Origin of the sequence: Variovorax sp. KBS0712 (genome assembly GCF_006323185.2) — a bacterium.
In the GTDB taxonomy this organism is placed as follows: Bacteria; Pseudomonadota; Gammaproteobacteria; order Burkholderiales; family Burkholderiaceae_C; genus Variovorax; species Variovorax boronicumulans.
In genome coordinates this window covers 3,544,456-3,564,643 of the sequence record NZ_VCCD02000001.1, presented here as the reverse complement: position 1 = coordinate 3,564,643, position 20,188 = coordinate 3,544,456, and the positions used below count along the sequence as shown (strand labels likewise).

The 20,188-nt window shown below is 68.5% G+C and carries 19 protein-coding genes; 12 read left to right on the top strand and 7 right to left on the bottom strand.

Features of this window, described 5'->3' with window-relative positions; genetic code table 11:
* The first annotated feature begins 6 nt into the window (after positions 1 to 6).
* On the top strand, positions 7 to 648 hold the full coding sequence (locus FFI97_RS16610; protein ID WP_139700079.1) for a TetR/AcrR family transcriptional regulator: 642 nt from the start codon (positions 7 to 9) through the stop codon (positions 646 to 648).
* Here the strand turns inward: FFI97_RS16610 and FFI97_RS16605 are convergent.
* From FFI97_RS16605 to FFI97_RS16590, 4 genes are read right to left on the bottom strand one after another with little or no spacing between them, the layout of a single operon-like run.
* Entirely contained in the window at positions 632 to 1,669 is a 1,038-nt protein-coding gene (locus tag FFI97_RS16605) for a VWA domain-containing protein (RefSeq protein ID WP_070063646.1), read from the bottom strand. The two genes, FFI97_RS16610 and FFI97_RS16605, sit on opposite strands and share 17 nt — an antisense overlap.
* Positions 1,666 to 2,661, bottom strand: coding sequence for a DUF58 domain-containing protein (locus FFI97_RS16600; protein ID WP_139700081.1), 996 nt, complete (start codon positions 2,659 to 2,661; stop codon positions 1,666 to 1,668). The genes FFI97_RS16605 and FFI97_RS16600 overlap by 4 nt, the downstream gene beginning before the upstream one ends.
* A complete protein-coding gene (locus FFI97_RS16595) occupies positions 2,642 to 3,667 on the bottom strand; it encodes an AAA family ATPase (RefSeq protein WP_095949404.1) in 1,026 nt (341 codons plus the stop codon). The genes FFI97_RS16600 and FFI97_RS16595 overlap by 20 nt, the downstream gene beginning before the upstream one ends.
* Before the next feature lie 20 nt (positions 3,668 to 3,687).
* Entirely contained in the window at positions 3,688 to 4,686 is a 999-nt protein-coding gene (locus FFI97_RS16590; protein ID WP_139700083.1) for a S1C family serine protease, read from the bottom strand.
* Between the two features lie 89 nt (positions 4,687 to 4,775).
* On the opposite strand from FFI97_RS16590, the gene FFI97_RS16585 reads away from it, so the two are divergent.
* The 7 genes from FFI97_RS16585 to FFI97_RS16555 all read left to right on the top strand — a co-directional run bounded on the left by FFI97_RS16585 (position 4,776) and on the right by FFI97_RS16555 (position 11,729).
* Complete coding sequence (locus FFI97_RS16585) at positions 4,776 to 5,636, top strand: TatD family hydrolase (RefSeq protein WP_139700085.1); 861 nt, start codon at positions 4,776 to 4,778, stop codon at positions 5,634 to 5,636.
* A gap of 130 nt (positions 5,637 to 5,766) precedes the next feature.
* Positions 5,767 to 6,252, top strand: a complete 486-nt coding sequence (locus tag FFI97_RS16580; RefSeq protein WP_062479399.1) for a hypothetical protein — start codon at positions 5,767 to 5,769, stop codon at positions 6,250 to 6,252.
* A gap of 107 nt (positions 6,253 to 6,359) precedes the next feature.
* Positions 6,360 to 6,902 carry a DNA-deoxyinosine glycosylase gene (locus FFI97_RS16575; RefSeq protein WP_139700087.1) on the top strand — a complete coding sequence of 181 codons (543 nt, stop codon included), beginning with the start codon at positions 6,360 to 6,362 and terminating at the stop codon, positions 6,900 to 6,902.
* Positions 6,902 to 7,687, top strand: a complete 786-nt coding sequence (locus tag FFI97_RS16570) for a spermidine synthase (protein WP_139700088.1) — start codon at positions 6,902 to 6,904, stop codon at positions 7,685 to 7,687. Before FFI97_RS16575 ends, FFI97_RS16570 begins: the two co-directional genes overlap by 1 nt.
* An 18-nt stretch (positions 7,688 to 7,705) precedes the next feature.
* Positions 7,706 to 9,496 (top strand): GspE/PulE family protein, encoded by a 1,791-nt coding sequence (locus tag FFI97_RS16565; RefSeq protein ID WP_062479407.1) that lies wholly within the window; start codon positions 7,706 to 7,708, stop codon positions 9,494 to 9,496.
* A gap of 217 nt (positions 9,497 to 9,713) precedes the next feature.
* Complete coding sequence (locus FFI97_RS16560; protein ID WP_062479410.1) at positions 9,714 to 10,199, top strand: tripartite tricarboxylate transporter TctB family protein; 486 nt, start codon at positions 9,714 to 9,716, stop codon at positions 10,197 to 10,199.
* Positions 10,200 to 10,217: 18 nt separating this feature from the next.
* Positions 10,218 to 11,729 carry a tripartite tricarboxylate transporter permease gene (locus tag FFI97_RS16555; RefSeq protein WP_062479412.1) on the top strand — a complete coding sequence of 504 codons (1,512 nt, stop codon included), beginning with the start codon at positions 10,218 to 10,220 and terminating at the stop codon, positions 11,727 to 11,729.
* 76 nt (positions 11,730 to 11,805) lie between these two features.
* Here the strand turns inward: FFI97_RS16555 and FFI97_RS16550 are convergent, their stop codons facing one another.
* Complete coding sequence (locus FFI97_RS16550) at positions 11,806 to 13,143, bottom strand: amidohydrolase (RefSeq protein WP_185993621.1); 1,338 nt, start codon at positions 13,141 to 13,143, stop codon at positions 11,806 to 11,808.
* 32 nt (positions 13,144 to 13,175) lie between these two features.
* Positions 13,176 to 14,453, bottom strand: coding sequence for a porin (locus tag FFI97_RS16545; RefSeq protein WP_139700382.1), 1,278 nt, complete (start codon positions 14,451 to 14,453; stop codon positions 13,176 to 13,178).
* A 351-nt stretch (positions 14,454 to 14,804) separates the two neighbouring features.
* Between FFI97_RS16545 and FFI97_RS16540 the strand changes: the two genes are divergently transcribed.
* From FFI97_RS16540 to FFI97_RS16525, 4 genes are read left to right on the top strand one after another with little or no spacing between them, the layout of a single operon-like run.
* Complete coding sequence (locus FFI97_RS16540) at positions 14,805 to 15,776, top strand: tripartite tricarboxylate transporter substrate binding protein (RefSeq protein WP_139700092.1); 972 nt, start codon at positions 14,805 to 14,807, stop codon at positions 15,774 to 15,776.
* 15 nt (positions 15,777 to 15,791) lie between these two features.
* Positions 15,792 to 17,405, top strand: a complete 1,614-nt coding sequence (locus tag FFI97_RS16535; protein ID WP_139700094.1) for a gamma-glutamyltransferase family protein — start codon at positions 15,792 to 15,794, stop codon at positions 17,403 to 17,405.
* A gap of 21 nt (positions 17,406 to 17,426) precedes the next feature.
* Positions 17,427 to 18,380, top strand: a complete 954-nt coding sequence (locus FFI97_RS16530) for a DMT family transporter (protein ID WP_139700095.1) — start codon at positions 17,427 to 17,429, stop codon at positions 18,378 to 18,380.
* 40 nt (positions 18,381 to 18,420) lie between these two features.
* Positions 18,421 to 19,212: an SDR family oxidoreductase gene (locus FFI97_RS16525; RefSeq protein WP_062479426.1), complete on the top strand. Its 792-nt coding sequence runs from the start codon at positions 18,421 to 18,423 to the stop codon at positions 19,210 to 19,212.
* Positions 19,213 to 19,231: 19 nt separating this feature from the next.
* On the opposite strand, the gene FFI97_RS16520 is transcribed toward FFI97_RS16525, so the two are convergent.
* Positions 19,232 to 20,143 (bottom strand): DMT family transporter, encoded by a 912-nt coding sequence (locus FFI97_RS16520; protein WP_139700097.1) that lies wholly within the window; start codon positions 20,141 to 20,143, stop codon positions 19,232 to 19,234.
* Positions 20,144 to 20,188: the final 45 nt, after the last annotated feature.

Genomic DNA, 20,188 nt, shown 5'->3' with positions numbered 1-20,188 from the left:
GACCCGATGCCGCGTGGAAGATCCGCCACCTACGACGACCAACGCGAACTGATCCTCGCGCAGGCCGCCCAGCTGTTCGCCCGCCGCGGCTACCCCGCGACCTCGATGAACCAGGTCGCCGAGGCCTGCAATCTCTCGAAGGCCACGCTCTACCACTACTACAAGGACAAGAGCAGCCTGCTCATCAGCATCGCCGAGACGCACGTCTCGAAGCTGGCGGCGCTGGTGGCCGAGGAAGAGGCCCAGCCCTCAACCGACGAAGAGCGCCTGCGCCGCTTCATTTACCGCATCGTCGAGGAGTACGCCGGCGCACAGGACGCGCACCGCGTGCTGACCGACGACGTGCGCTTTCTCGAGGACGAAGACCGCGAGCGCGTGCTCGACCAGGAGCGCGCCGTGGTCGCCGGCTTTGCGCGCGCCGTGTCGGCGCTGCGCCCCGGCGCGCCGAGCGACGAGCTCGCCAAGCCGCTGACCATGCTGCTGTTCGGCATGATCAACTGGATGTTCACCTGGATGAAGCCCGGCGGCCGGCTCGACCACGCGGCCATCGCGCCGATCGTGGCCGACCTGTTCCTGGGCGGGGTGGGGGCGGTGAAGCTGCCGCCCGCGGTGGCACAGGAAGAAAACGCCGCTAAAGAATCCGGTTGAACCAGAGCAGCGACAGCCCCGCCGACAGCAGCGTGAGCACCGCCGCGCCCAGCGCGAACAGCGCGGAGATCTCGGTTTCCTTCTTCTCGACGGTGAGCTTGGAACTCAGCGTCTCGTAGACCTTCTTCAGGTCGCTCGCCGTGCCGGCGTAGAAGTACTCCGCGCTGGTCTTGTTGGCGATGGCCTTGAGCGTTTCTTCGTCCAGCCGCACGCGCATCGACCAGCCTTCGAAGCCGATGGTCTCGCCGTCGACCGTGCCCACGCCCACCGTGTAGATGCGCACGCCGCGGTCGGCCGCGGCCTTGGCGGCGTCCAGCGGGTCGACGCCGGTGGTGCGCTGGCCGTCGGTCAGCATGATGATCGCGGCCGAGGTGAACGAGCCGGGCGCCACGGGCGTGAACTCCTTGAGCTGCTTCTCGTTCTGGTCGATCGGGATGCCGCGCTGGCGGCTGGGTGCGCTGAACTGCGAGATGTCGATGCCCGCGTCAGGGAACAGCGTGGCCAGCGACACCACGATGGCATTGCCCGTGGCCGTGGCGCGCTGCAGCTGGAAGCTGTCGATGGCCGTCACGAGGTCGTCGTGGTTGGTGGTGGGCAGCTGCGCCACCTGCGCGCTGCCCGCGAAGGCGACGATGCCGACCTTCACGTGGCGCGGCAGGTCCTTGATGAAGCTCTTGGCCGCCTCCTGCGCCGCCACCAGCCGGTTGGGCTGCACGTCGGCCGCGCGCATGCTGCCCGACACGTCCATCGCCAGGATGATGGTCTGCTGGTTCGACGGCAGCACCACCACCGCCATCGGCCGCGCCGCCGCCACGAGCATCGCGGCCATGGCCACCAGGAACAGCAGCGGCGGGATGTGGCGCCGCAGGCTCTGGCCCGGGCCCATGGCCTCGCGCACGATCGACAGGCTGGCGTAGCGCACCGCCATCTTCTTCTTGCGGCGGATCAGCCAGACATACAGGAGCACCAGCAGCGGCAAGGCCGCCAGCAGCCAGAGGAATTGAGGCCAGAGGAATGTCATGCCGCCACCACCGCCTTCCCGCCACCCGCTGCGACGCCGCGGACCCGGCGCTTGCGCAGGTCCGCGAATCGCACGATGGCTTCGACCAGGTCGTCATTGGTCGAGAGTTCGAGGGCGTCGACGCCGGCCCGGGCCAGCGATTCGCGCAGGGCGGTCTCGCGCTCGGCGGCCAGCCGCGCGAAGCGTTTGCGGAACCCCGCGTCATGGGTGTCGACCCACAGCTGCTCGCCGGTCTCGGCGTCGCGCAGCGGCACCAGGCCGAGGTCGGGCAGCTCGAGCTCGAGCGGATCGAACAGGCGCACGGCAATCACTTCGTGCCGCTGCACCAGCTGGCCCAGCGGGCGCTCCCAGCCGGGCTCGCTGAGAAAGTCGGACACCACGAACACTGTGGAGCGGCGCGGCATCAGCGAGGCGGCGGAGGTCAGCAGGTCGGCCAGGCGCGTCATGCCCTTCTGCGCGGGCGCGGCTTCGGCCTGGTTCGCGCGCTTTTCCATCGCGTGCAGCAGGTGCAGCACATGGCGGCGGCCGGTGCGCGGCGGGATCACGGCCTCGAGGTCGCGGCCGTAGACCAGCGCGCCGACGCGGTTGCCGTGCCGCGTGAGCAGCCGCGCGAGCACGCCGACGAAGCCGGCCGAGATCTCGCGCTTGGCCTTCAGGCCGGAGCCGAAATCGACCGAGCGGCTCAGGTCGAGCACGAACCACGCGGCCATCTCGCGGTCTTCGGTGAACACGCGCACGTGCGGCGTCTGCAGCCGTGCGGTGACGTTCCAGTCGATGTGGCGCACGTCGTCGTGGTGCTGGTACTCGCGCAGGTCGGCCAGGTCCAGGCCGGTGCCGCGCATGAGCGTGCGGTAGTCGCCCTGCAGCAGGCCGTCGAGGCGGCGGATCACGGTCCATTCGAGCCGGCGCAGCGCGCGTTCGGCCCCGCCGGCTTCGATCGCGAGCCGGTCGTCGTTCGCGGCCTCGGGGGCCTTACGCCACCAGCTTTTCATGTTCGAGGGGCTTGGGAGGAGCGGGGACGGCCTTCATGATCTTCTCGATCAGCCCGTCGGGCGTGAGCCCTTCGGACAGGCCTTCGTAGGACAGCGTCACGCGGTGGCGCAGCACGTCGGGCACCAGCGCGCTCATGTCTTCGGGCAGCGCGTAGCTGCGACCGCGCAGCAGCGCCAGGGCGCGCGCGCCTTCGGTGAGGCTGATGCTGGCGCGCGGGCTGGCGCCGAAGGTGATGAAGCGGCGCAGGTCCTTCAGGCCATGCTTCTCGGGCGTGCGCGTGGCCGACACGAGTTTGACGGCGTACTGGATCAGCGAAGGGTCGACGTACACGCGCCGCGCCTCGGCCTGCAGCTCGGCCAGCTGTTCGGTGGTGGCGACCGGCGTGGCCGTGACCACCGGGCCGATCACGCGCTGCACGATCACGAACTCTTCCTCGTCGCTCGGGTAGTCGACCATCACCTTCATCATGAAGCGGTCGACCTGCGCCTCGGGCAGCGGGTAGGTGCCCTCGGTTTCGATGGGGTTCTGCGTGGCCATCACGAGAAAGGGGCGCGGCACCTTGTGCGTCTCGCCGGCGATGGTGACCTGGCGCTCCTGCATCACCTCGAGCAGCGCGCTTTGCACCTTGGCCGGCGCGCGGTTGATTTCGTCGGCCAGCAGCAGGTTGGCGAACACCGGGCCCAGCGAGGTGCTGAACTCGCCCGTCTTCTGGTTGTAGATGCGCGTGCCCACCAGGTCGGCCGGCACCAGGTCGGGCGTGAACTGGATGCGCTTGAACTGGCCGCGCACGGTGTCGGCCAGCGTCTTGATGGTGAGCGTCTTGGCCAGCCCCGGCACGCCTTCGACCAGCAGGTGGCCGCCCGCGAGCATCGCGACCATCACGCGCTCGAGAAAGCGGTCCTGCCCCACGACCACGCGCTTCACCTCGTAGAGGATCTGCTCCATCAGCTCGGCGGTGGCGGGGGCTGTTGCAAAGGTCGACGAGGTCGGGTTTTCTGTGCTCATGCGAAGGGCTTTCGAAGAAATCAGAAAGGCGGCGAGCCGGCCGCGGAGGCGGCGTTCTCGATTGGCACCGCGAAGCCGATGCCGATGAAGGTGCGCTGCTGCGTCGGGTTGAGGATGGCGGTGACGATGCCCAGCACCTCGCCGTCCATGTTGATGAGCGGCCCGCCCGAGTTGCCGGGGTTGGCGGCGGCGTCGAACTGGATCAGGTTACCCAGCTCCTGCTTGCCCTCGGGCGAACGGAAGGAGCGCTTCAGGCCCGACACCACGCCGGCCGACACCGAGGGTCCGATGCCGAACGGAAAGCCCACGGCCGCCACCTGGTCGCCGGAGCGCAGGTCGGCGGTGGAGCGCATCACGGCGGGGATCAGGTCGTCGGGGATCTTCTGCGCCTGCAGCACCGCGAGGTCGTTCTCGGGCTGCACGCCGGTGATGACGGCGATGGCCTCCAGGCCGTCGGCGAAGGTGACCTTGATCTTCTCGGCGCCGGCGACCACGTGCAGGTTGGTGAGGATCACGCCCTTGTCGACGATCACCACGCCCGTGCCCACGCCGCGCTCGACCTCGCCCGGCGTGCCGCCGTCGGCGGGCGCCTCGGGCGGCTTGCCCTTGGCCATGTTGCGCCCGCGCTTCTGGGTCTTGGCTTCGGGCGTGGCCTTCTCGGGGCCGTAGCCGACCACGCGCACCACCGAGGGCCGCACGATGTCGGCGGCCTTGGCCGCGGGCGAGGGCAGGGTGGCGGTCTGCAGCGTGCGCAGCACGGCGGCGTCGATGTCTTTCTGCGTGAGCGCCTTGGCGCCCTGGCGCGGTGCCCAGAAGGCGCCGCCGGCGGCGATGGCGATGCAGCTGACGGTGAGCAGGGCGAAGGCGCGGCGCCCGGGCTGCCAGCGTGCGCGAGGGGGTGGGGCTTGCACGGCGTCGGCCTCGGCCACAGCCGCGGCATCCGCCGGCGACCCGGCCGCCGGTGCTGCGGCCGGCGGCAGCGTGCGGGGCGAGCGGCTGTAGAAAGCGGGCCTGCGCATCGGAGCACCTCCGGCAAAAAAGGACGCGTGAAGGAGTTCACAGTAGCACGCTTTCCGCGCCTGTGCATCCCTTCGGGCATCATCGCGCGATGGCTGCGTTTGTCGATACCCACTGTCACCTCGATGCGCCCGAATTCGGTGCCGAGATGCCCGTCATCCGCGCCCGCGCGGCGGCGCAGGGCGTGGTGCTGTGCGTCATCCCGGCGGTGGCGGCCTTCAACTTCGCCACCGTGCGCGAACTGGCCCACGCGCAGGGCGACGCCTACGCGCTGGGCGTCCACCCGCTGTGCACGGGGCAGGCGAGCGATGCCGACCTGCAGACGCTCGACGACGAGCTGCACGCGCGACGCGACGATCCGCGCCTGGTGGCGGTCGGCGAGATCGGGCTCGACTACTTCGTCGAAGGCCTGGACGCCGATAGACAGGAACGCTTCTTTCACACTCAGTTGCAACTGGCGCGCAAGCACGGGCTGCCCGTGCTCATCCATGTGCGGCGCTCGGTCGACAAGGTGCTCAAGCATCTGCGCCAGACCGCGGGCGGACGGCCCTGGCACGGCATCGCCCACGCGTTCAACGGCAGCGAGCAGCAGGCGCAGGCCTGCATCGAGATCGGCCTGAAGCTGGGCTTCGGCGGCGCCGTGACCTTCGAGCGCGCGCTGCAGCTGCGCCGCCTCGCGGCCACCTTGCCGATGGACGCGTTGGTGATGGAAACCGACGCGCCCGACATCCAGCCGCACTGGCTGTACCGCACGCAGGCGCAACGCGACGCGGGCGAAGCACAGGGCCGCAACGAGCCCGGCGAGCTGCCGCGCATCGCCGAAGTGGTCGCGCAGCTGCGGGGCATCGACATCGCGTCGCTGGCCGAAAACACCACGCGCAATGCGGTGGCAGCCCTGCCGAAGCTCCAAAGTCTGCTGAACGTGTCGGAGGGGCGTCCGCCCAGCGCGTAGGCCAAGTTCCCGAGTTGCGCCAGCGCAGGCCATCGGGCCGGTTTTGCTGTCATCCTTGAAGTTCGAAGTGGCGTTGGTTGTCCAGTGGCACTGTCGTCACTCCGCACTTCACTCAAAAAAGGAGTCTTTCATGACCACATCTTTTGTTCGTACCCTGCCCGTCGCGCTCGCACTGGCGCTGGCCTCCATCGGTGTGTCGGCCATCGCGCAGACCACCGCGGCCGAGCCCACGACCACCGAAAAGGTGAAGGAAGCCGGCAAGGACGCCGTCGATGCGACCGCACGCGGCACCGAAAAGGCCTGGGACGCCACCAAGAGCACGACCAAGAAGGCCGTGAACGCGACCGAAAGCGGCGCCGAGAAGGCCTGGGATGCCACCAAGAGCGGCACCAAGAAGGCAGCCAACGCCACCGAGCGCGGCACCAAGAAGGCCTGGAACGCAACCAAGAACACCACCAAGAAGGCCACCACCGCCACCAAGAAGGCGGCCGTGAAGACCGGCGACGCGGTGGAGACGGCCGGCCACAAGACGGCCGACGGCATGCGCAGCGCCGGCAAGGCGATCGGCGAGAAGGTGCCGGGCACGGCCGAGAACGAAGCGGCCAAGAAGCCGTAAGCGGCTCCCTCCATCGGGGCTTCGGCCCCGTCCTCGAAAGAACCCGCTTCGGCGGGTTTTTTCATGGGCGTTCAGGCACACCGCGTGGCAATGCCAAGATACCGCCCATGAAACCGACCGCCGTCCCGTCCCCGACCGTTGCCGACAGCGCCGGCACGGTGCTGACCGGCCTCGCGCCCATCGTCTCGCCGAACACACGTGTGCTCATCCTCGGCAGCTTCCCGGGCGTCAAGTCGCTCGAGCGGCAGCAGTACTATGCGCATCCCCAAAATCAGTTCTGGAAGATCTTGCAAGCCCTCTGGCCCGACCCCCTGCTTCCGACGGGCGCAGACAGCTACCGCGCGCGCTGCGACTGGCTGCTCGATCGCGGCCTCGGCGTGTGGGACGTGTACGGCGCCTGCGAGCGCGAGGGCAGCCTCGACACCGCGATCCGCTCGCCGGTCGTGAACGACATCGCCGGCCTGCAACTGCCGAAGCTCGCCGCCATCGCCCACAACGGCGGCGAGAGCTTCAAGCATGCACGCCACACGCGCACCCTCGGGGTGCCGGTGTATTCGCTGCCCTCCACCAGCCCCGCCAACGCGTCATGGTCCTTCGAGCGCAAGCTCGCGGCCTGGCGCGAGGTCTTCGTTGCTCACCACCTTCTCTGATGGCTTCCTCTTCCGCTGCTTCCAAGAAAACCCTCGTCCTGCCCGAAGTCAATTTTTCCGACTGGGGCGACATCCGCTACCTGCACCTGGGCACCGAATGGGTCCAGGGCTCGATGAAGCTCGACGCGCCCTTCGAGATCGAGCTCGAGTACGTGCAGCGCATGATGGCCTGGCTGCTGTTCGTCGACAGCAAGGGCGTGGGCAACCGCCACGCGATGCAGCTGGGCCTGGGCGCGGCCACGCTCACCAAGTTCAGCCGCAAGACGCTGCGCATGCGCACCACCGCGGTCGAGCTGAACCCGCAGGTGGTGTCGGCCTGCCGCGGCTGGTTCAAGCTGCCGGCCGACGACCTGAAGCTGCGCGTGGTGATCGCCGACGCGGCCGAGGAAATCCGCAAGCCCGAATGGCAGGGCACGGTCGACGCGCTGCAGGTCGACCTGTACGACCACGAGGCCGCCGCGCCGGTGCTCGACAGCGAGGACTTCTATGCCGACTGCCGCGCGCTGCTCACCGAAGACGGCTGCATGACGGTCAACCTCTTCGGCCGCTCGTCGAGCTATGAGCGCAGCCTCGAGAAAATCGCCGCCGCCTTCGGTGCCGATGCCGTCTGGGCCTTCAAGCCGACGCGCGAAGGCAACACGGTGGTGCTGGCCCAGCGCACACCGTCGCGCCCGAAGCGCGAGGTGCTTGCCGAGCGCGCCCAAACCATCCAGACTCGCTGGGGCCTGCCCGCGCCGAAATGGCTGCGGGTGTTCAAGCCGATGACGCTTTCCCTCACCACCTGATCACCTGACCTCCGGTTCATGAGCGCTGTACCCGCCGCCGCTTCCGCCTCTGCTGCCCGCCACGAAGGTCCGCTCGACCTGCGTCGCCTGATCGAATGGCTCGCCACCGACGGCGTGATCTCGCCGATGGAGGCCAAGCGCACCATCGCGCGCTGCGCCCAGGCCGAGAGCCGGCAGGCGCCGCTGGTGCGCCTGGCCAACGTGGCCATGACGCGCGAGGCCGATGGCAAGCCGCTCGACCTCGAGGCGCTCACGCAATGGCTCGCCGGCCGCGCCGGCCTGGCCTACCTGCGCATCGATCCGCTCAAGGTCGACGTGGGCAAGGTGGCCGACACCATGAGCGCCGGCTACGCCGAGCGCCACAAGGTGCTGCCCGTGCAGGTGCTGCCGAACGAGGTGGTGGTGGCCACGGCCGAACCGTTCCTCATCGACTGGATCGCCGAGGTCGAGCGCCAGTCCAAGCGCACCGTGCGCCGCGTGGTGGCCAACCCGTCGGACATCCAGCGCTACACGGCCGAGTTCTTCGCGCTCGCCAAGTCGGTGCGCGCCGCGCAGAAGGCCGGCGGCAACACCGGCGGCGCGAGCTTCGAGCAGCTGGTCGAGCTGGGCAAGAGCACCAAGCAGCTCGACGCCAATGACCAGAGCGTGGTGCAGGTGGTCGACTGGCTGTGGCAGTACGCCTTCGACCAGCGCGCCAGCGACATCCACCTGGAGCCGCGCCGCGAGCAGGGCGTGATCCGCTTTCGCATCGACGGCATCCTGCACCCCGCCTACCAGATGCCCATGGGCGTGATGAACGCGATGGTCGCGCGCATCAAGCTGCTGGGCCGCATGGACGTGGTCGAAAAACGCCGTCCGCTCGACGGCCGCATCAAGACCCGCAACATGCGTGGCGACGAAATCGAAATGCGTTTGTCGACCTTGCCGACCGCCTTCGGCGAGAAGATGGTGATGCGCATCTTCGACCCCGACACCGCCGTGAAGGACCTCGACGCGCTGGGCTTCGCGCAGCACGACGCGCAGCGCTGGGAGCAACTGGTCACGCGGCCCAACGGCATCATCCTGGTGACCGGGCCCACGGGCTCGGGCAAGACCACCACGCTGTACTCCACGCTCAAGCGCGTGGCGACCGAAGAGGTCAACGTGAGCACGGTCGAAGACCCGATCGAAATGATCGAGCCTTCGTTCAACCAGACGCAGGTGCAGCCGCAGCTCGACTTCGGTTTCACCGAGGGCCTGCGCGCGCTGATGCGGCAGGACCCGGACATCATCATGGTCGGCGAAATCCGCGACCTCGCCACCGCCGAGATGGCGGTGCAGGCCGCGCTCACCGGCCACCTCGTGTTCAGCACGCTGCACACCAACGATGCGCCCAGCGCCATCACGCGGATGATGGAACTGGGCGTGCCCTCGTACCTGATCACCGCCGTGATGCTGGGCGTGCTCGCGCAGCGCCTCGTGCGCACGCTGTGCCCGCATTGCAAGCAGCCCGACGACGCGGTCACGCGCGAGAGCCTCGAGGCCATCGTCAAGCCGTGGCAGATCACCGGCCCCGTGCGCGCCTACAAGCCGGTGGGCTGCGTCGATTGCCGCATGACCGGCTACATGGGCCGCATGGGCCTGTACGAACTGCTGAGCGTGACCGAGCCGTTCAAGGACCAGGTCACCAAGGAACCCAACCTCACGGGCCTGCGGCGCCAGGCCGTGATCGACGGCATGCGGCCGCTGCGCCTGGCCGGCGCGCTGCGCGTGGCCGAAGGCGTGACGACCATCGAGGAAGTGCTCAGCGCAACGCCTCCTCTGGAATAGGTCCTCCCCCAGGCTTCGCGCACTTCGTGTCGCTACGCCAACCCCCTCGCCGGGGGCAACACCAGCGGCCCGGCAGAGCCGGTTCCGCGGTGTTTCTTGAAGGGATCCCATGAGTCATTTCGGGTTATCCCTAGTCCTTCGGTTAGTGGAATCCACATCGGCCTGACCGGAGGCTGACTCGACAATCCCGCATCGAAATTGTTCGAGGAGACTGTTCGTGAAAATCAAAAGTCAGAAAGACTTTTTCTCGGGACTGATGTTCACCGTCGTGGGCGTGGCGTTCGCATGGGGCGCCACCACCTACAGCGTGGGCAGCGGCGCCCGCATGGGTCCGGGTTACTTCCCGCTCATGCTGGGCATCCTGATGGCGCTGATCGGCCTGGGCATCATGTTCAGCGGGCTCACCGTTGAAACGACCGATGGCGAAAAGATCGGCAAGTGGGCCTGGAAGCAAGTGGTGTTCATCCTGGGCGCCAACCTCGCCTTCGGCGTGCTGCTCGGCGGCCTGCCGAGCATCGGCGTGCCGGCCATGGGCATGATCATCGCGATCTACGCGCTCGTGATCATCGCCAGCCTCGCGGGCCACGAGTTCAAGCTGCCCACCGTGCTGATCCTGGCCACCGTTCTGGCCATCGGCAGCTACGTTGCATTCATCTGGGCGCTGAAGCTGCAGATCCAGGTCTGGCCGACCTTCATCGGTTGAGAGAAGAAAGCTGCTCACATGGAACTGTTTGAACACCTCTCAATGGGTTTTGGCGTTGCCTTTACCTTCACGAACCTGCTGTACTGCCTGGTCGGCTGCATTCTGGGCACGCTGATCGGCGTGCTCCCGGGCATCGGCCCGGTCGCGACGATTGCGATGCTGCTGCCCGCCACGTATGCGCTGCCGCCTGTGTCGGCGCTGATCATGCTGGCCGGTATTTATTACGGCGCACAGTACGGTGGCTCGACCACCGCGATTCTGGTGAACCTGCCGGGCGAATCGTCGTCGGTGGTGACCGTGATCGACGGCTACCAGATGGCGCGCAAGGGCCGTGCAGGTCCGGCACTCGCTGCGGCCGGTCTGGGCTCGTTCTTCGCGGGTTGCGTCGGCACGCTGATTCTTGCCGCCTTCGCACCGCCGCTGACCGAGCTGGCCTTCAAGTTCGGCCCGGCCGAATACTTCTCGCTGATGATCCTGGGCCTGATCGGCGCCGTGGTGCTGGCCTCGGGCTCGCTGCTCAAGGCGATCGCGATGATCGTGCTGGGCCTGCTGATGGGCCTGGTCGGTACCGACGTGAACTCGGGTGTCGCACGCTACAGCTTTGACATCCCTGAACTCACCGACGGCATCGGCTTCGTGGCCATCGCCATGGGCGTGTTCGGCTACGGCGAAATCATTGCCAACCTCTCGCGTCCGGACGACGAACGCGAAGTGTTCACCGCCAAGGTCTCGGGCCTGTTCCCGACCAAGGAAGACTTCAAGCGCATGGTGCCTGCCGTGCTGCGCGGCACGGCGCTGGGTTCGGCCCTGGGCATCCTGCCTGGCGGCGGTGCGCTGCTGGCGGCTTTCGCGGCCTACACGATCGAGAAGAAGACCAAGCTGAAGCCGGGCGAAGTGCCCTTCGGCAAGGGCAACATCCGCGGCGTGGCGGCTCCCGAGTCGGCCAACAACGCCGGCGCGCAGACCTCCTTCATTCCGCTGCTGACGCTGGGCATTCCGCCCAACGCCGTGATGGCGCTGATGGTGGGCGCGATGACCATCCACAACATCCAGCCGGGCCCGCAGGTGATGACCAGCAACCCCGAGCTGTTCTGGGGCCTGATCGCCTCGATGTGGCTGGGCAACGCGATGCTGATCGTGCTGAACCTGCCGCTGATCGGCATGTGGATCAAGCTGCTGTCGGTGCCGTACAAGTTCCTGTTCCCCGCCATCGTGCTGTTCTGCGCGATCGGCGTGTACTCGACCAACAACAACACCTTCGACATCTGGATGGTGGGCATCTTCGGTCTGGTGGGCTACACCTTCTTCAAGCTGGGTTGCGAACCTGCACCGCTGCTGCTGGGCTTCATCCTGGGCCCGATGATGGAAGAGAACCTGCGCCGTTCGCTGCTGCTGTCGCGTGGCGACTGGAGCGTGTTCGTCACGCGTCCGATCTCGGCCAGCCTGCTGGCGGCCGCGGCCCTGCTGCTCATCATCGTGCTGCTGCCGGCCGTGAAATCGAAGCGCGAAGAGGCCTTCGTCGAAGACTGATCGACGGGCTTTCTTTCTCTGAACGCACAAACGGCGCCCTCGGGCGCCGTTTTTCTTTGGGGGGATGCCGTCGTCCCTATCTGCCCAGCGCGCTGAGCACCGCCACGGTCATCGCGTGCACGCCGGTCTTGATCGACGGCTCGGGCACTGGCGCGAAGAAGGGCGAATGGTTGCGGGCCAGCGGCTTGCCGCCGGGTTGGGCGGAGGCCGCGATGTCCCGCGCATCGAGCACGCCGATCGTGAAGTACATCGATGGCACGCCGGCGTTGATGAAGGCCGAGAAGTCTTCGCTGCCCGTCGAGGGCACTGTGGATTGAACGACCTGCGCCGCGCCCAGCGCCTGCTGGAGCGCGGCGGCCGCGCGGGTCACGACCGCTTCGTCGTTGACCAGCGCTTCTCCGCCCGGCACCAGCTTGACCACGGGTTCGGGCGCGCCGCTCGTCGCGGCGGCGGCCATGGCCATGCGGCGCACGCCGGCCAGCAGTTGCTCGCGCACCTGCGGCTTGTACGAGCGGATGGTGCCGCGCAGCGTGACCGTGTCGGGAATGATGTTGCCGGCGGTGCCGCCCTGGATGGCGCCGATGGTCACGACACCGAATTCGGCCGGGTCTTTCTCGCGGCTCACCACGGCCTGCACGTCGGTGACGAAGCGCGCGGCGATCACGATCGGGTCGATGGTGGTGTGCGGCCGCGAGCCGTGGCCGCCGCGTCCCTTGAAGACGATTTCCAGCGCGTCGGAGTTGGAGCTGCTGATGCCGACGCCGTAGCCGATGGCGCCGTGGGGCGTGGGCGCCGTGTGCAGCGCGAACGCGGCGTCGGGCTTGGGAAAGCGCGTGAACAGGCCGTCCGCGAGCATCGCCTTGGCGCCCGAAACGGTTTCTTCGGCGGGCTGGCCGATGAACATCAGCGTGCCTTTCCATTGGTCCTTGAGCGCGACCAGCGTGCGCGCGGTGCCGAGCCAGCTGGCCATGTGGATGTCGTGGCCGCAGCTGTGGGCCACGAAGCTGTCGCGCCCGCCCCAGTCGGTGCGGGCCTGGCTGGCGTAGGGCAGGCCGGTCTTTTCTTCCATCGGCAGGCCGTCCATGTCGGTGCGCACCATCACGACCGGCCCGGGGCCGTTGCGGTACAGCGCCACGACACCGGTGCCGCCGACCTTCTCGGTCACCTCGAAGCCGATCGCGCGCATCTCGGCGGCGAGCAGGGCGGCGGTGCGCGTTTCCTTGAAAGCAAGTTCGGGGTGGGCGTGCAGGTCCTTGTAGAGGGCGTCGAGCCGGGGGTACATCGCATCGACGAGCGGCGGGATCGTCGACGCCTGCGGTGATGGGGCGGGCTGGGCCTGTGCGCCTGCGCCGAAGGCGAGGAGGGCGGCCACGGCCAGGGAACGAAGGGCAAAGGTGGAGGTGTGGGTCAACATGGAATGAATGCAGGGGCGCATGAAAACGAAGATCAGAAGATGTGGCGGATGCCGAAGTCGTAGCCCGTGGCGCTGCGCGGGCGCCAGCCGCTGGTGGCCAGGTAGCCCGGATAGGGCGCGTCGCTGGCGCTCGTCACAGCGCCGATCGCCTTGTCGTTCTGGCCGTCCCGGATGCGAACGCGCGCGAACGTGGCGTACAGCGCCGTGCGGCGGGACAGGTGGTGCACGTAGCCCAGCGCCCATTGGCTGGCGCTGGCGCCTTGTGCGGCGTCTCCCGGCAGGCCGGTGGCGCCGGCCTTGTAGCTGACGCGACCGAACGACGCGCGGACGAGTCCCGGGCCCACGGGCACCGTGGCGCCCACCAGGTAGCCGTTGTATTTGTCGGTGCGATCCTGCATCCACGGCTGCGCCTGCGCGCGCCGGTGCCGCAGCTGCGACAACTCGCCCAGCAGCTTGACGGGGCCGAAGTCGTAGGTGGCGCTGAGGCTGAGGGTCTTCAGCCGGTCCTCGCCGCCGGCGTCGACGGGCGGCTTGGCTGCCGAACCCGAGGGCAGGCGGTCCTTGTTGTCTTCGCCGAACGCCAGCGCCACGTTGAGCGGCCCCTTGGCGTAGCCGAAGCGCCCGCCCAGGTAGCGCCCACGCGCGTTCGTCGGCGTCACGTCCGGGCTGTAGCGGACGTTCTCGGGCAAGGCGTACTGGAGCTGCCCGTGGAAGCCGCCGAGGTCCGGCGGCAGGAAGTAGCCGATGCTGTTGCTGGCGCGCGCGTAGTTGTCGCCGGCCGCCACCCCGGCCGGTGCGCCGCCCAGGAGCGTGGACGAGGCGCTGTTGACGCGCGCGATCACCGACAGGCCCGCGCCCTGCACGGCGAAGGGGTCGGCCAGCGAGTCGTTGCGAAAGATCGGCGTGTAGTCGCGGCCCAGCCGCAGCTCGCCGAAGCCGCCCGACAGGCTCAGCGTCGAACGCTTGGCGAAGGAGGCCAGGCCCGTCTTGCCGTCGTCATTGGCGATGTTCGACTCCAGCCAGAAGCTCGCCGCCAGGCCGCCTCCCAGGTCTTCCGTGCCCCGAAAACCCAGGCTGCTGCCGCGGTAGCCGCCGCGCGACAGCGTGGACTGGCTTTGCGTCACCCGCGGCACGGCCGCGGCGAGCAGGGCGGCGGCAGGGCGCCGCGGATCGAACGCCGGGCGGTACTCGCTGACGGTCTCGAAATGGCTGACGCCCGCATCCATGACGCCGAACAGCGTCACCGAGGACTGCGCCGAGGCCGCGCCGGCCAGCGCCAGCAGGGCCAGGCCGAGCGGGCGCCGCTTCACGCGAAGAACGCGCGAGCTGAAGCAGAGGGCGCCGGCATCGGCGCCCTCGAGGGAGGGAAAGTTCAAGGGGAGGTCTCCTGTGCGCCACTTCTGTGTCGAGTGGACTGGCGCGACTATCGGACGGCAGGGCGCCCGGGAGGAAATACCGTTTGCTGATGCGACCCCATCGCTATTTCTGATGGTCGGGCGCAAGGCCGCGCGCCGCGTGATGGCCGTGGCAACATTGATGCGCCAGATTCATATATCTATCCGATAAATCCATTTCCCTTTTCAATGCCCCGCGTGTCCAATCCTGCGGCCACGTCGGACAAGGCGCGCTCCCGACACACCACCTCGGACACAATGAATTCCATGAAACGAACCACCCGCGCCGCGCTTGCCGCGGCTGCGCTGGTGCTGGCCGCGGTGCCCGCACTGGCCCAGAACTACCCGAACCGGCCCATCCGCCTGATCGTGCCGTTCCCGGCGGCCGGCGCCACCGACCTCTTTGCCCGCACGCTGGGCCAGAAGATGGGCGAGAAGCTCGGCGCTACGCTGGTGGTCGACAACAAGCCCGGTGCCGGCGGCGCGATCGGTTCCGACCTCGCGGCCAAGGCGCCGCCCGACGGCTACACGCTGCTGCTCGCGACCACGAGCACGCACGCCATCGGCCCGGCCATCACGCCCAAGCTGCCCTACGACACGGTGCGCGACTTCACGCCCATCGCCCACGTGGGCGATGCGCCGAGCATCATGCTGGTGCCGATCAACACGCCCGCGAAAACGGTGCGCGAATGGATCGACAACGCGAAGAAGAACCCCGGCAAGCTCAACTACGCATCGAGCGGCAACGGCACCATCGTGCAGCTCACGGCGGAGCTGTTTAAGGCGCAGGCCGGCGTGTTCGTCACGCACATTCCCTACCGCGGCACGGCGCTGGCGGTGCCCGACCTCATCAGCGGCAAGGTCGACGTGCTGTTCGACTCGCTGCCCACCGGCATGCCGCACGTGCGCGACGGCCGCCTGCGCGCGCTCGGCGTGACCTCGCTCAAGCGCAGCCCGCTCGCCCCCGAGCTGCCGCCCATCGCCGACACGCTGCCCGGCTTCGAGTCGACCACCTGGTTCGGCTTCTACGGCCCGAAGGGGCTGCCGGCCGACATCGTGGCGCGCGTGAACAAGGCCGCCAACGAGGCGCTGGCCGATCCGGAGCTGAAGGACAAGCTCGCCCGCCTGGGCATCGAGCCGGCGAACGCGGGCACGCCCGAGCAGTTCGCAAAGATGGTGGCCATCGACGCCGCCAAATGGAAAAAGATCGTCGTCGATCGCAAGATCACGAACGACTAACGAGAGCACGCCGACATGAACTTCGACTTCAACAATCCCTACCTCTCGACCCGCCTCCCGGTCTTCGCACGCAACGTGGTCGCGACCTCGCACCCGCTGGCCGCGCAGGCTGGCCTGCGCATCCTGCAGCAGGGCGGCAACGCGGTCGATGCGGCCATTGCCACGGCCGCCGTGATGACGCTGGTCGAGCCCGTGAGCAACGGCCTGGGCAGCGACGCCTTCTGCATCCTGTGGGACGGCAAGGAACTGCACGGCCTCAATGCCTCGGGCCCGGCGCCCAAGGCCTGGACGCCCGAATACTTCAAGGCCAAATACGGTGCCGACGCCGCCACGCCGCCGATGCGCGGCATCGACTCGGTCACGGTGCCGGGCGCGGTGCGCGGCTGGGTCGCGATGAGCGAGCGCTTCGGCAAGCTGCCTTTCGCCGACCTGATGGCGCCCGCCATCGACATCGCCGAGCGCGGCTACCTCGTGCCGCCGGTGGTGCAGGGCAAGTGGGCGGCGGCCACGCCGATCCTGCAATCGCAGCCCGGCTTCGCGCAGGCCTTCCTGCCCTGGGGCCGCGCGCCCGAGGTCGGCGAGCTGTTCCGCTTCACCGCGGCGGCACGCGCGCTCAAGGCGATTGCCCGCACCAAGGGCGAGGCCTACTACAACGGCGAGATCGCCGAAGCCATCGCCAAGTTCTCGAAGGAGCAGGGCGGCGCGCTCACCGTGGCCGACATGGCGGCCTACCAGCCCGAGTGGGTCAAGCCCATCTCGCGCGACTACCGCGGCCACACGCTGCACGAGATCCCGCCGAACGGCCAGGGCATCGCGGCGCTGATCGCGCTGGGCATCCTCGAGAAGTTCGACATCGCCTCGCTGCCGGTCGACTCGGTGCAGTCGCAGCACCTGCAGATCGAAGCCATGAAGCTGGCCTTCGCCGACGTGTACCGCTACGTGTCGGAGCCATCGTCGATGACGGTGACCCCCGCGCAAATGCTCGATGACGCCTACCTGGCTTCGCGTGCGAGACTCATCGACGTGAACAAGGCGCAGGACTTCAAGGCCGGCAACCCGGTCAAGGGCGGCACCATCTACCTCACGGCCGCGGACGAGAGCGGCATGATGGTGAGCTTCATCCAGAGCAACTACATGGGCTTCGGCTCGGGCTGCGTGGAGCCCGAATTCGGCATCAGCCTGCAGAACCGCGGCCACGGCTTCAGCCTCAAGGCCGAGAGCCCGAACGTGGTGGCACCGGGCAAGCGCCCGTTCCACACCATCATCCCGGCCTTCCTCACCAAGGACGGCCAGCCGGTGATGAGCTTCGGCGTGATGGGCGGCAACATGCAGCCGCAGGGTCACATGCAGACGCTGGTGCGCATGCTTGACTACGGCCAGAACCCGCAGGCCGCGTGCGATGCACCGCGCTGGCGCTTCAACGCGGGGCTCGAGATCAACGTCGAGGCCGCGATGAATGCCGACACCTTGCAGGGCCTGCGCGACCTGGGCCACCACCTCGAGGTGATCAACGACTCCTACCAGGACTTCGGCGCCGGCCAGTTCATCTGGCGCGCGGGCGAGCCTTCGGTGGAAGGCTACGTGGCCGCGAGCGACCCGCGCCGCGACGGCCTCGCTGCAGGCTACTGAGGATCAAGGGATGATCGGGGGATGAACAAGACAGCCGCATCGGTCGGCATTCCCCCGCACGGACACGAGGCCGCCCGCAAGGGCTACGCCACCGGCCTCGTCCTGGCCACGCTGGGCGCCATCGCGTTCAGCGGCAAGGCCATCATCGTCAAGCTGGCGTACCGCTACGGCGTCGACGCCATCACGCTCATCATGCTGCGCATGCTCTTCGCGCTGCCGCTGTTCGCGCTGATGGCGTGGTGGGCCGGGCGCGGCAAGCCCGCGCTCACGACGCGCGACTGGCTCGGCATCCTCGGGCTCGGCTTCTCGGGCTACTACCTCGCGAGCTTTCTCGACTTTGCCGGGTTGGCCTACATCTCGGCCAGCTTCGAGCGGCTGATTCTTTACCTCAACCCCACGCTGGTGCTGTTCTTCGGCTGGCTGCTGTACCGGCGCCGCCCGACGCGTCCGCAGGTGTTCGGCATGGTCGTGAGCTATGCCGGCGTGCTGCTGGTGTTCGGCCACGAGCTGTGGACCGGGGGCGGCGGCAAGGGCGGCGGCGCGGCCGCGTGGGGCGCGTTCCTCGTGTTCCTGAGCGCGGTGAGCTATGCGGGCTACCTCGTGTACAGCGGCGAGTTCGTCAAGCGGCTGGGGTCGCTGCGGCTCGTGGGGCTGGCGACCACCGTCGCCTGTGTGCTGTGCATCCTGCAGTTCGTGCTCACGCGGCCGATGAGCGCGGCGATGGCGGTGGCGCCCGAGGTGATCTGGCTGTCGGTGCTCAACGCCACGCTGTGCACGGCGGTGCCTGTCCTCATGGTGATGATGGCCATCGAGCGCATCGGCCCCGCCATTGCGGCGCAAACCGGCATGATCGGGCCCCTGTCGACCATCCTCATGGGGGTGGTCATACTGGGTGAGCCGTTCACCGCGTGGATCGCGGCCGGCACGGTGCTCGTCATCGCGGGCATCTTCGTTTTCACACGCAAGGGGCGTTAGCCCCTGCAGCATCGATCAATCGATCGACGGGAGCAAACACATGGATCTGGGCATTGCAGGCAGGACCGCACTGGTGTGCGGCGCGAGCAAGGGGTTGGGCTACGGCTGCGCCGAGGCGCTGGTGCGCGAAGGCGTGAACGTGGTGATCGTGGCGCGCGGCGCCGAGGCGCTCGACGCGGCTGCGAAGCAACTGGTGGCGGTGGCCGGCCCGTCGGGGCCGTTCGTCAAGCACGTGGCAGCCGACATCACCACCGAAGCCGGCCGCGCGGCCGTGTTCGCGCTGGGCCATGACTTCGACATCGTCGTCACCAACGCCGGCGGTCCGCCGCCCGGCGACTTCCGCAACTGGGACCGCGAGGCGTGGATCAAGGCGGTCGACGCCAACATGCTCACGCCCATCGAGCTCATCAAGGCCACGGTGGACGGCATGGCCAAGCGCGGCTTCGGCCGCATCGTCAACATCACGTCGAGTTCGGTGAAGTCGCCGATCGACATCCTGGGCCTGTCGAACGGCGCGCGCAGCGGCCTCACGGGCTTCGTGGCCGGCGTGGCGCGCACGTCGGTGGCGGCGCAGGGCGTGACCATCAACAACCTGCTGCCGGGCTCCTTCGAGACCGACCGCCTCAAGGGCACGATGGCCGGCGCGGCGCAGAAGTCGGGCCAGGACTTCGACACGGTGTGGGAAGCGCGCAAGAAGAACATTCCGGCCAAGCGCTTCGGCAACCCGGCGGAGTTCGGCGCGATCTGCGCGTTCCTGTGCAGCATGCAGGCCGGCTACATGACGGGCCAGAACGTGCTCGCAGACGGCGGCGCCTACCCGGGCACTTACTGATCGACGCAGCGGCGCGCGCTCAGCGCCGCGACGACACCACGATCCCGCCCACGATCAGCACGAAGGCGGCGCCGTGGTACCAGTACGGCGCCTCGCCCAGGAAGGCCGCCGACAGCACGGCCGCGAACAGCGGCGTGAGGTTCATGAAGATGCTCGCCGCCTGCGGCCCTGCGCGCTGCACGCCGGTGCCCCAGCAGCGGTAGGCCAGCACGGCGGGGCCGATGCCGATGAACAGCATCGCCGCAATGAGCGGCCAGCCCAGGTCGATGTGGGCATCGGTCAGCGTCCATTCGCCGGCCGCCAGTGCGCCCGACCACGCCACGCCGAACACCAGCTGTGCCATGAGGAAGGCGGCCCAGTCGCCGCGTACGTTGGCAGGCTCGTGCGTGCGCGCTAGCAGCCAGCTGTAGAAGGCCCAGGCGATGGTGCCCGCGATCATGTACAGGTCGCCCGGCACCAGCCGCAGCGCCAGCAGTTGCTGCCACTCGCCGCGGCTCAGCACCAGCAGCACGCCGAGCATCGACAGCAGCGCGCCGCCCAGCGCGCGCCGGCTGACGCGCGCGCCGAAGCACAACGTGCCCACGGCCAGCATCCACAGCGGCAGGCTGGAGCCCACCAGCGTGACGTTGATCGGCGTGGAGGTCTGCAGCGCCAGGTACTGGAAGGCGTTGTACAGGCCGATGCCCAGCAGGCCCAGCAGCGCATAGCGCCGCCAGTGCGCCCACAGCGGGCTGTCGCGGCGCAGCACCCACGCCGCCAGCGGCAGCAGCAGCACGAACGCGATCACCCAGCGCACGAAGTTGAGCGTCAGCGGCGACACCAGCGCGCGCACCAGCCGGCCGACCACGGCATTGCCGGCCCACAGCAGCGGCGGCACGGTGAGGAGCAAGGCGGTGAGGGGCGTGAGGCGGTGGTGCGATGCGGACGACATGGCCGCCGACTCTACCGGGCCCGCGCAGTGTCCGTGGCCCGTCGA

Bases quoted from the DNA above. Each gene is read 5' to 3' on its own strand.
- FFI97_RS16595 (WP_095949404.1), bottom strand. From the start codon at position 3,667: ATGAGCACAGAAAACCCGACCTCGTCGACCTTTGCAACAGCCCCCGCC.
- FFI97_RS16540 (WP_139700092.1), top strand. From the start codon at position 14,805: ATGAAACGAACCACCCGCGCCGCGCTTGCCGCGGCTGCGCTGGTGCTG.
- FFI97_RS16570 (WP_139700088.1), top strand. From the start codon at position 6,902: ATGGCTTCCTCTTCCGCTGCTTCCAAGAAAACCCTCGTCCTGCCCGAA.
- FFI97_RS16550 (WP_185993621.1), bottom strand. From the start codon at position 13,143: ATGTTGACCCACACCTCCACCTTTGCCCTTCGTTCCCTGGCCGTGGCC.
- FFI97_RS16555 (WP_062479412.1), top strand. From the start codon at position 10,218: ATGGAACTGTTTGAACACCTCTCAATGGGTTTTGGCGTTGCCTTTACC.
- FFI97_RS16605 (WP_070063646.1), bottom strand. From the start codon at position 1,669: ATGACATTCCTCTGGCCTCAATTCCTCTGGCTGCTGGCGGCCTTGCCG.
- FFI97_RS16600 (WP_139700081.1), bottom strand. From the start codon at position 2,661: ATGAAAAGCTGGTGGCGTAAGGCCCCCGAGGCCGCGAACGACGACCGG.
- FFI97_RS16575 (WP_139700087.1), top strand. From the start codon at position 6,360: ATGAAACCGACCGCCGTCCCGTCCCCGACCGTTGCCGACAGCGCCGGC.
- FFI97_RS16580 (WP_062479399.1), top strand. From the start codon at position 5,767: ATGACCACATCTTTTGTTCGTACCCTGCCCGTCGCGCTCGCACTGGCG.
- FFI97_RS16585 (WP_139700085.1), top strand. From the start codon at position 4,776: ATGGCTGCGTTTGTCGATACCCACTGTCACCTCGATGCGCCCGAATTC.
- FFI97_RS16590 (WP_139700083.1), bottom strand. From the start codon at position 4,686: ATGCGCAGGCCCGCTTTCTACAGCCGCTCGCCCCGCACGCTGCCGCCG.
- FFI97_RS16525 (WP_062479426.1), top strand. From the start codon at position 18,421: ATGGATCTGGGCATTGCAGGCAGGACCGCACTGGTGTGCGGCGCGAGC.
- FFI97_RS16520 (WP_139700097.1), bottom strand. From the start codon at position 20,143: ATGTCGTCCGCATCGCACCACCGCCTCACGCCCCTCACCGCCTTGCTC.
- FFI97_RS16565 (WP_062479407.1), top strand. From the start codon at position 7,706: ATGAGCGCTGTACCCGCCGCCGCTTCCGCCTCTGCTGCCCGCCACGAA.
- FFI97_RS16610 (WP_139700079.1), top strand. From the start codon at position 7: ATGCCGCGTGGAAGATCCGCCACCTACGACGACCAACGCGAACTGATC.
- FFI97_RS16530 (WP_139700095.1), top strand. From the start codon at position 17,427: ATGAACAAGACAGCCGCATCGGTCGGCATTCCCCCGCACGGACACGAG.
- FFI97_RS16535 (WP_139700094.1), top strand. From the start codon at position 15,792: ATGAACTTCGACTTCAACAATCCCTACCTCTCGACCCGCCTCCCGGTC.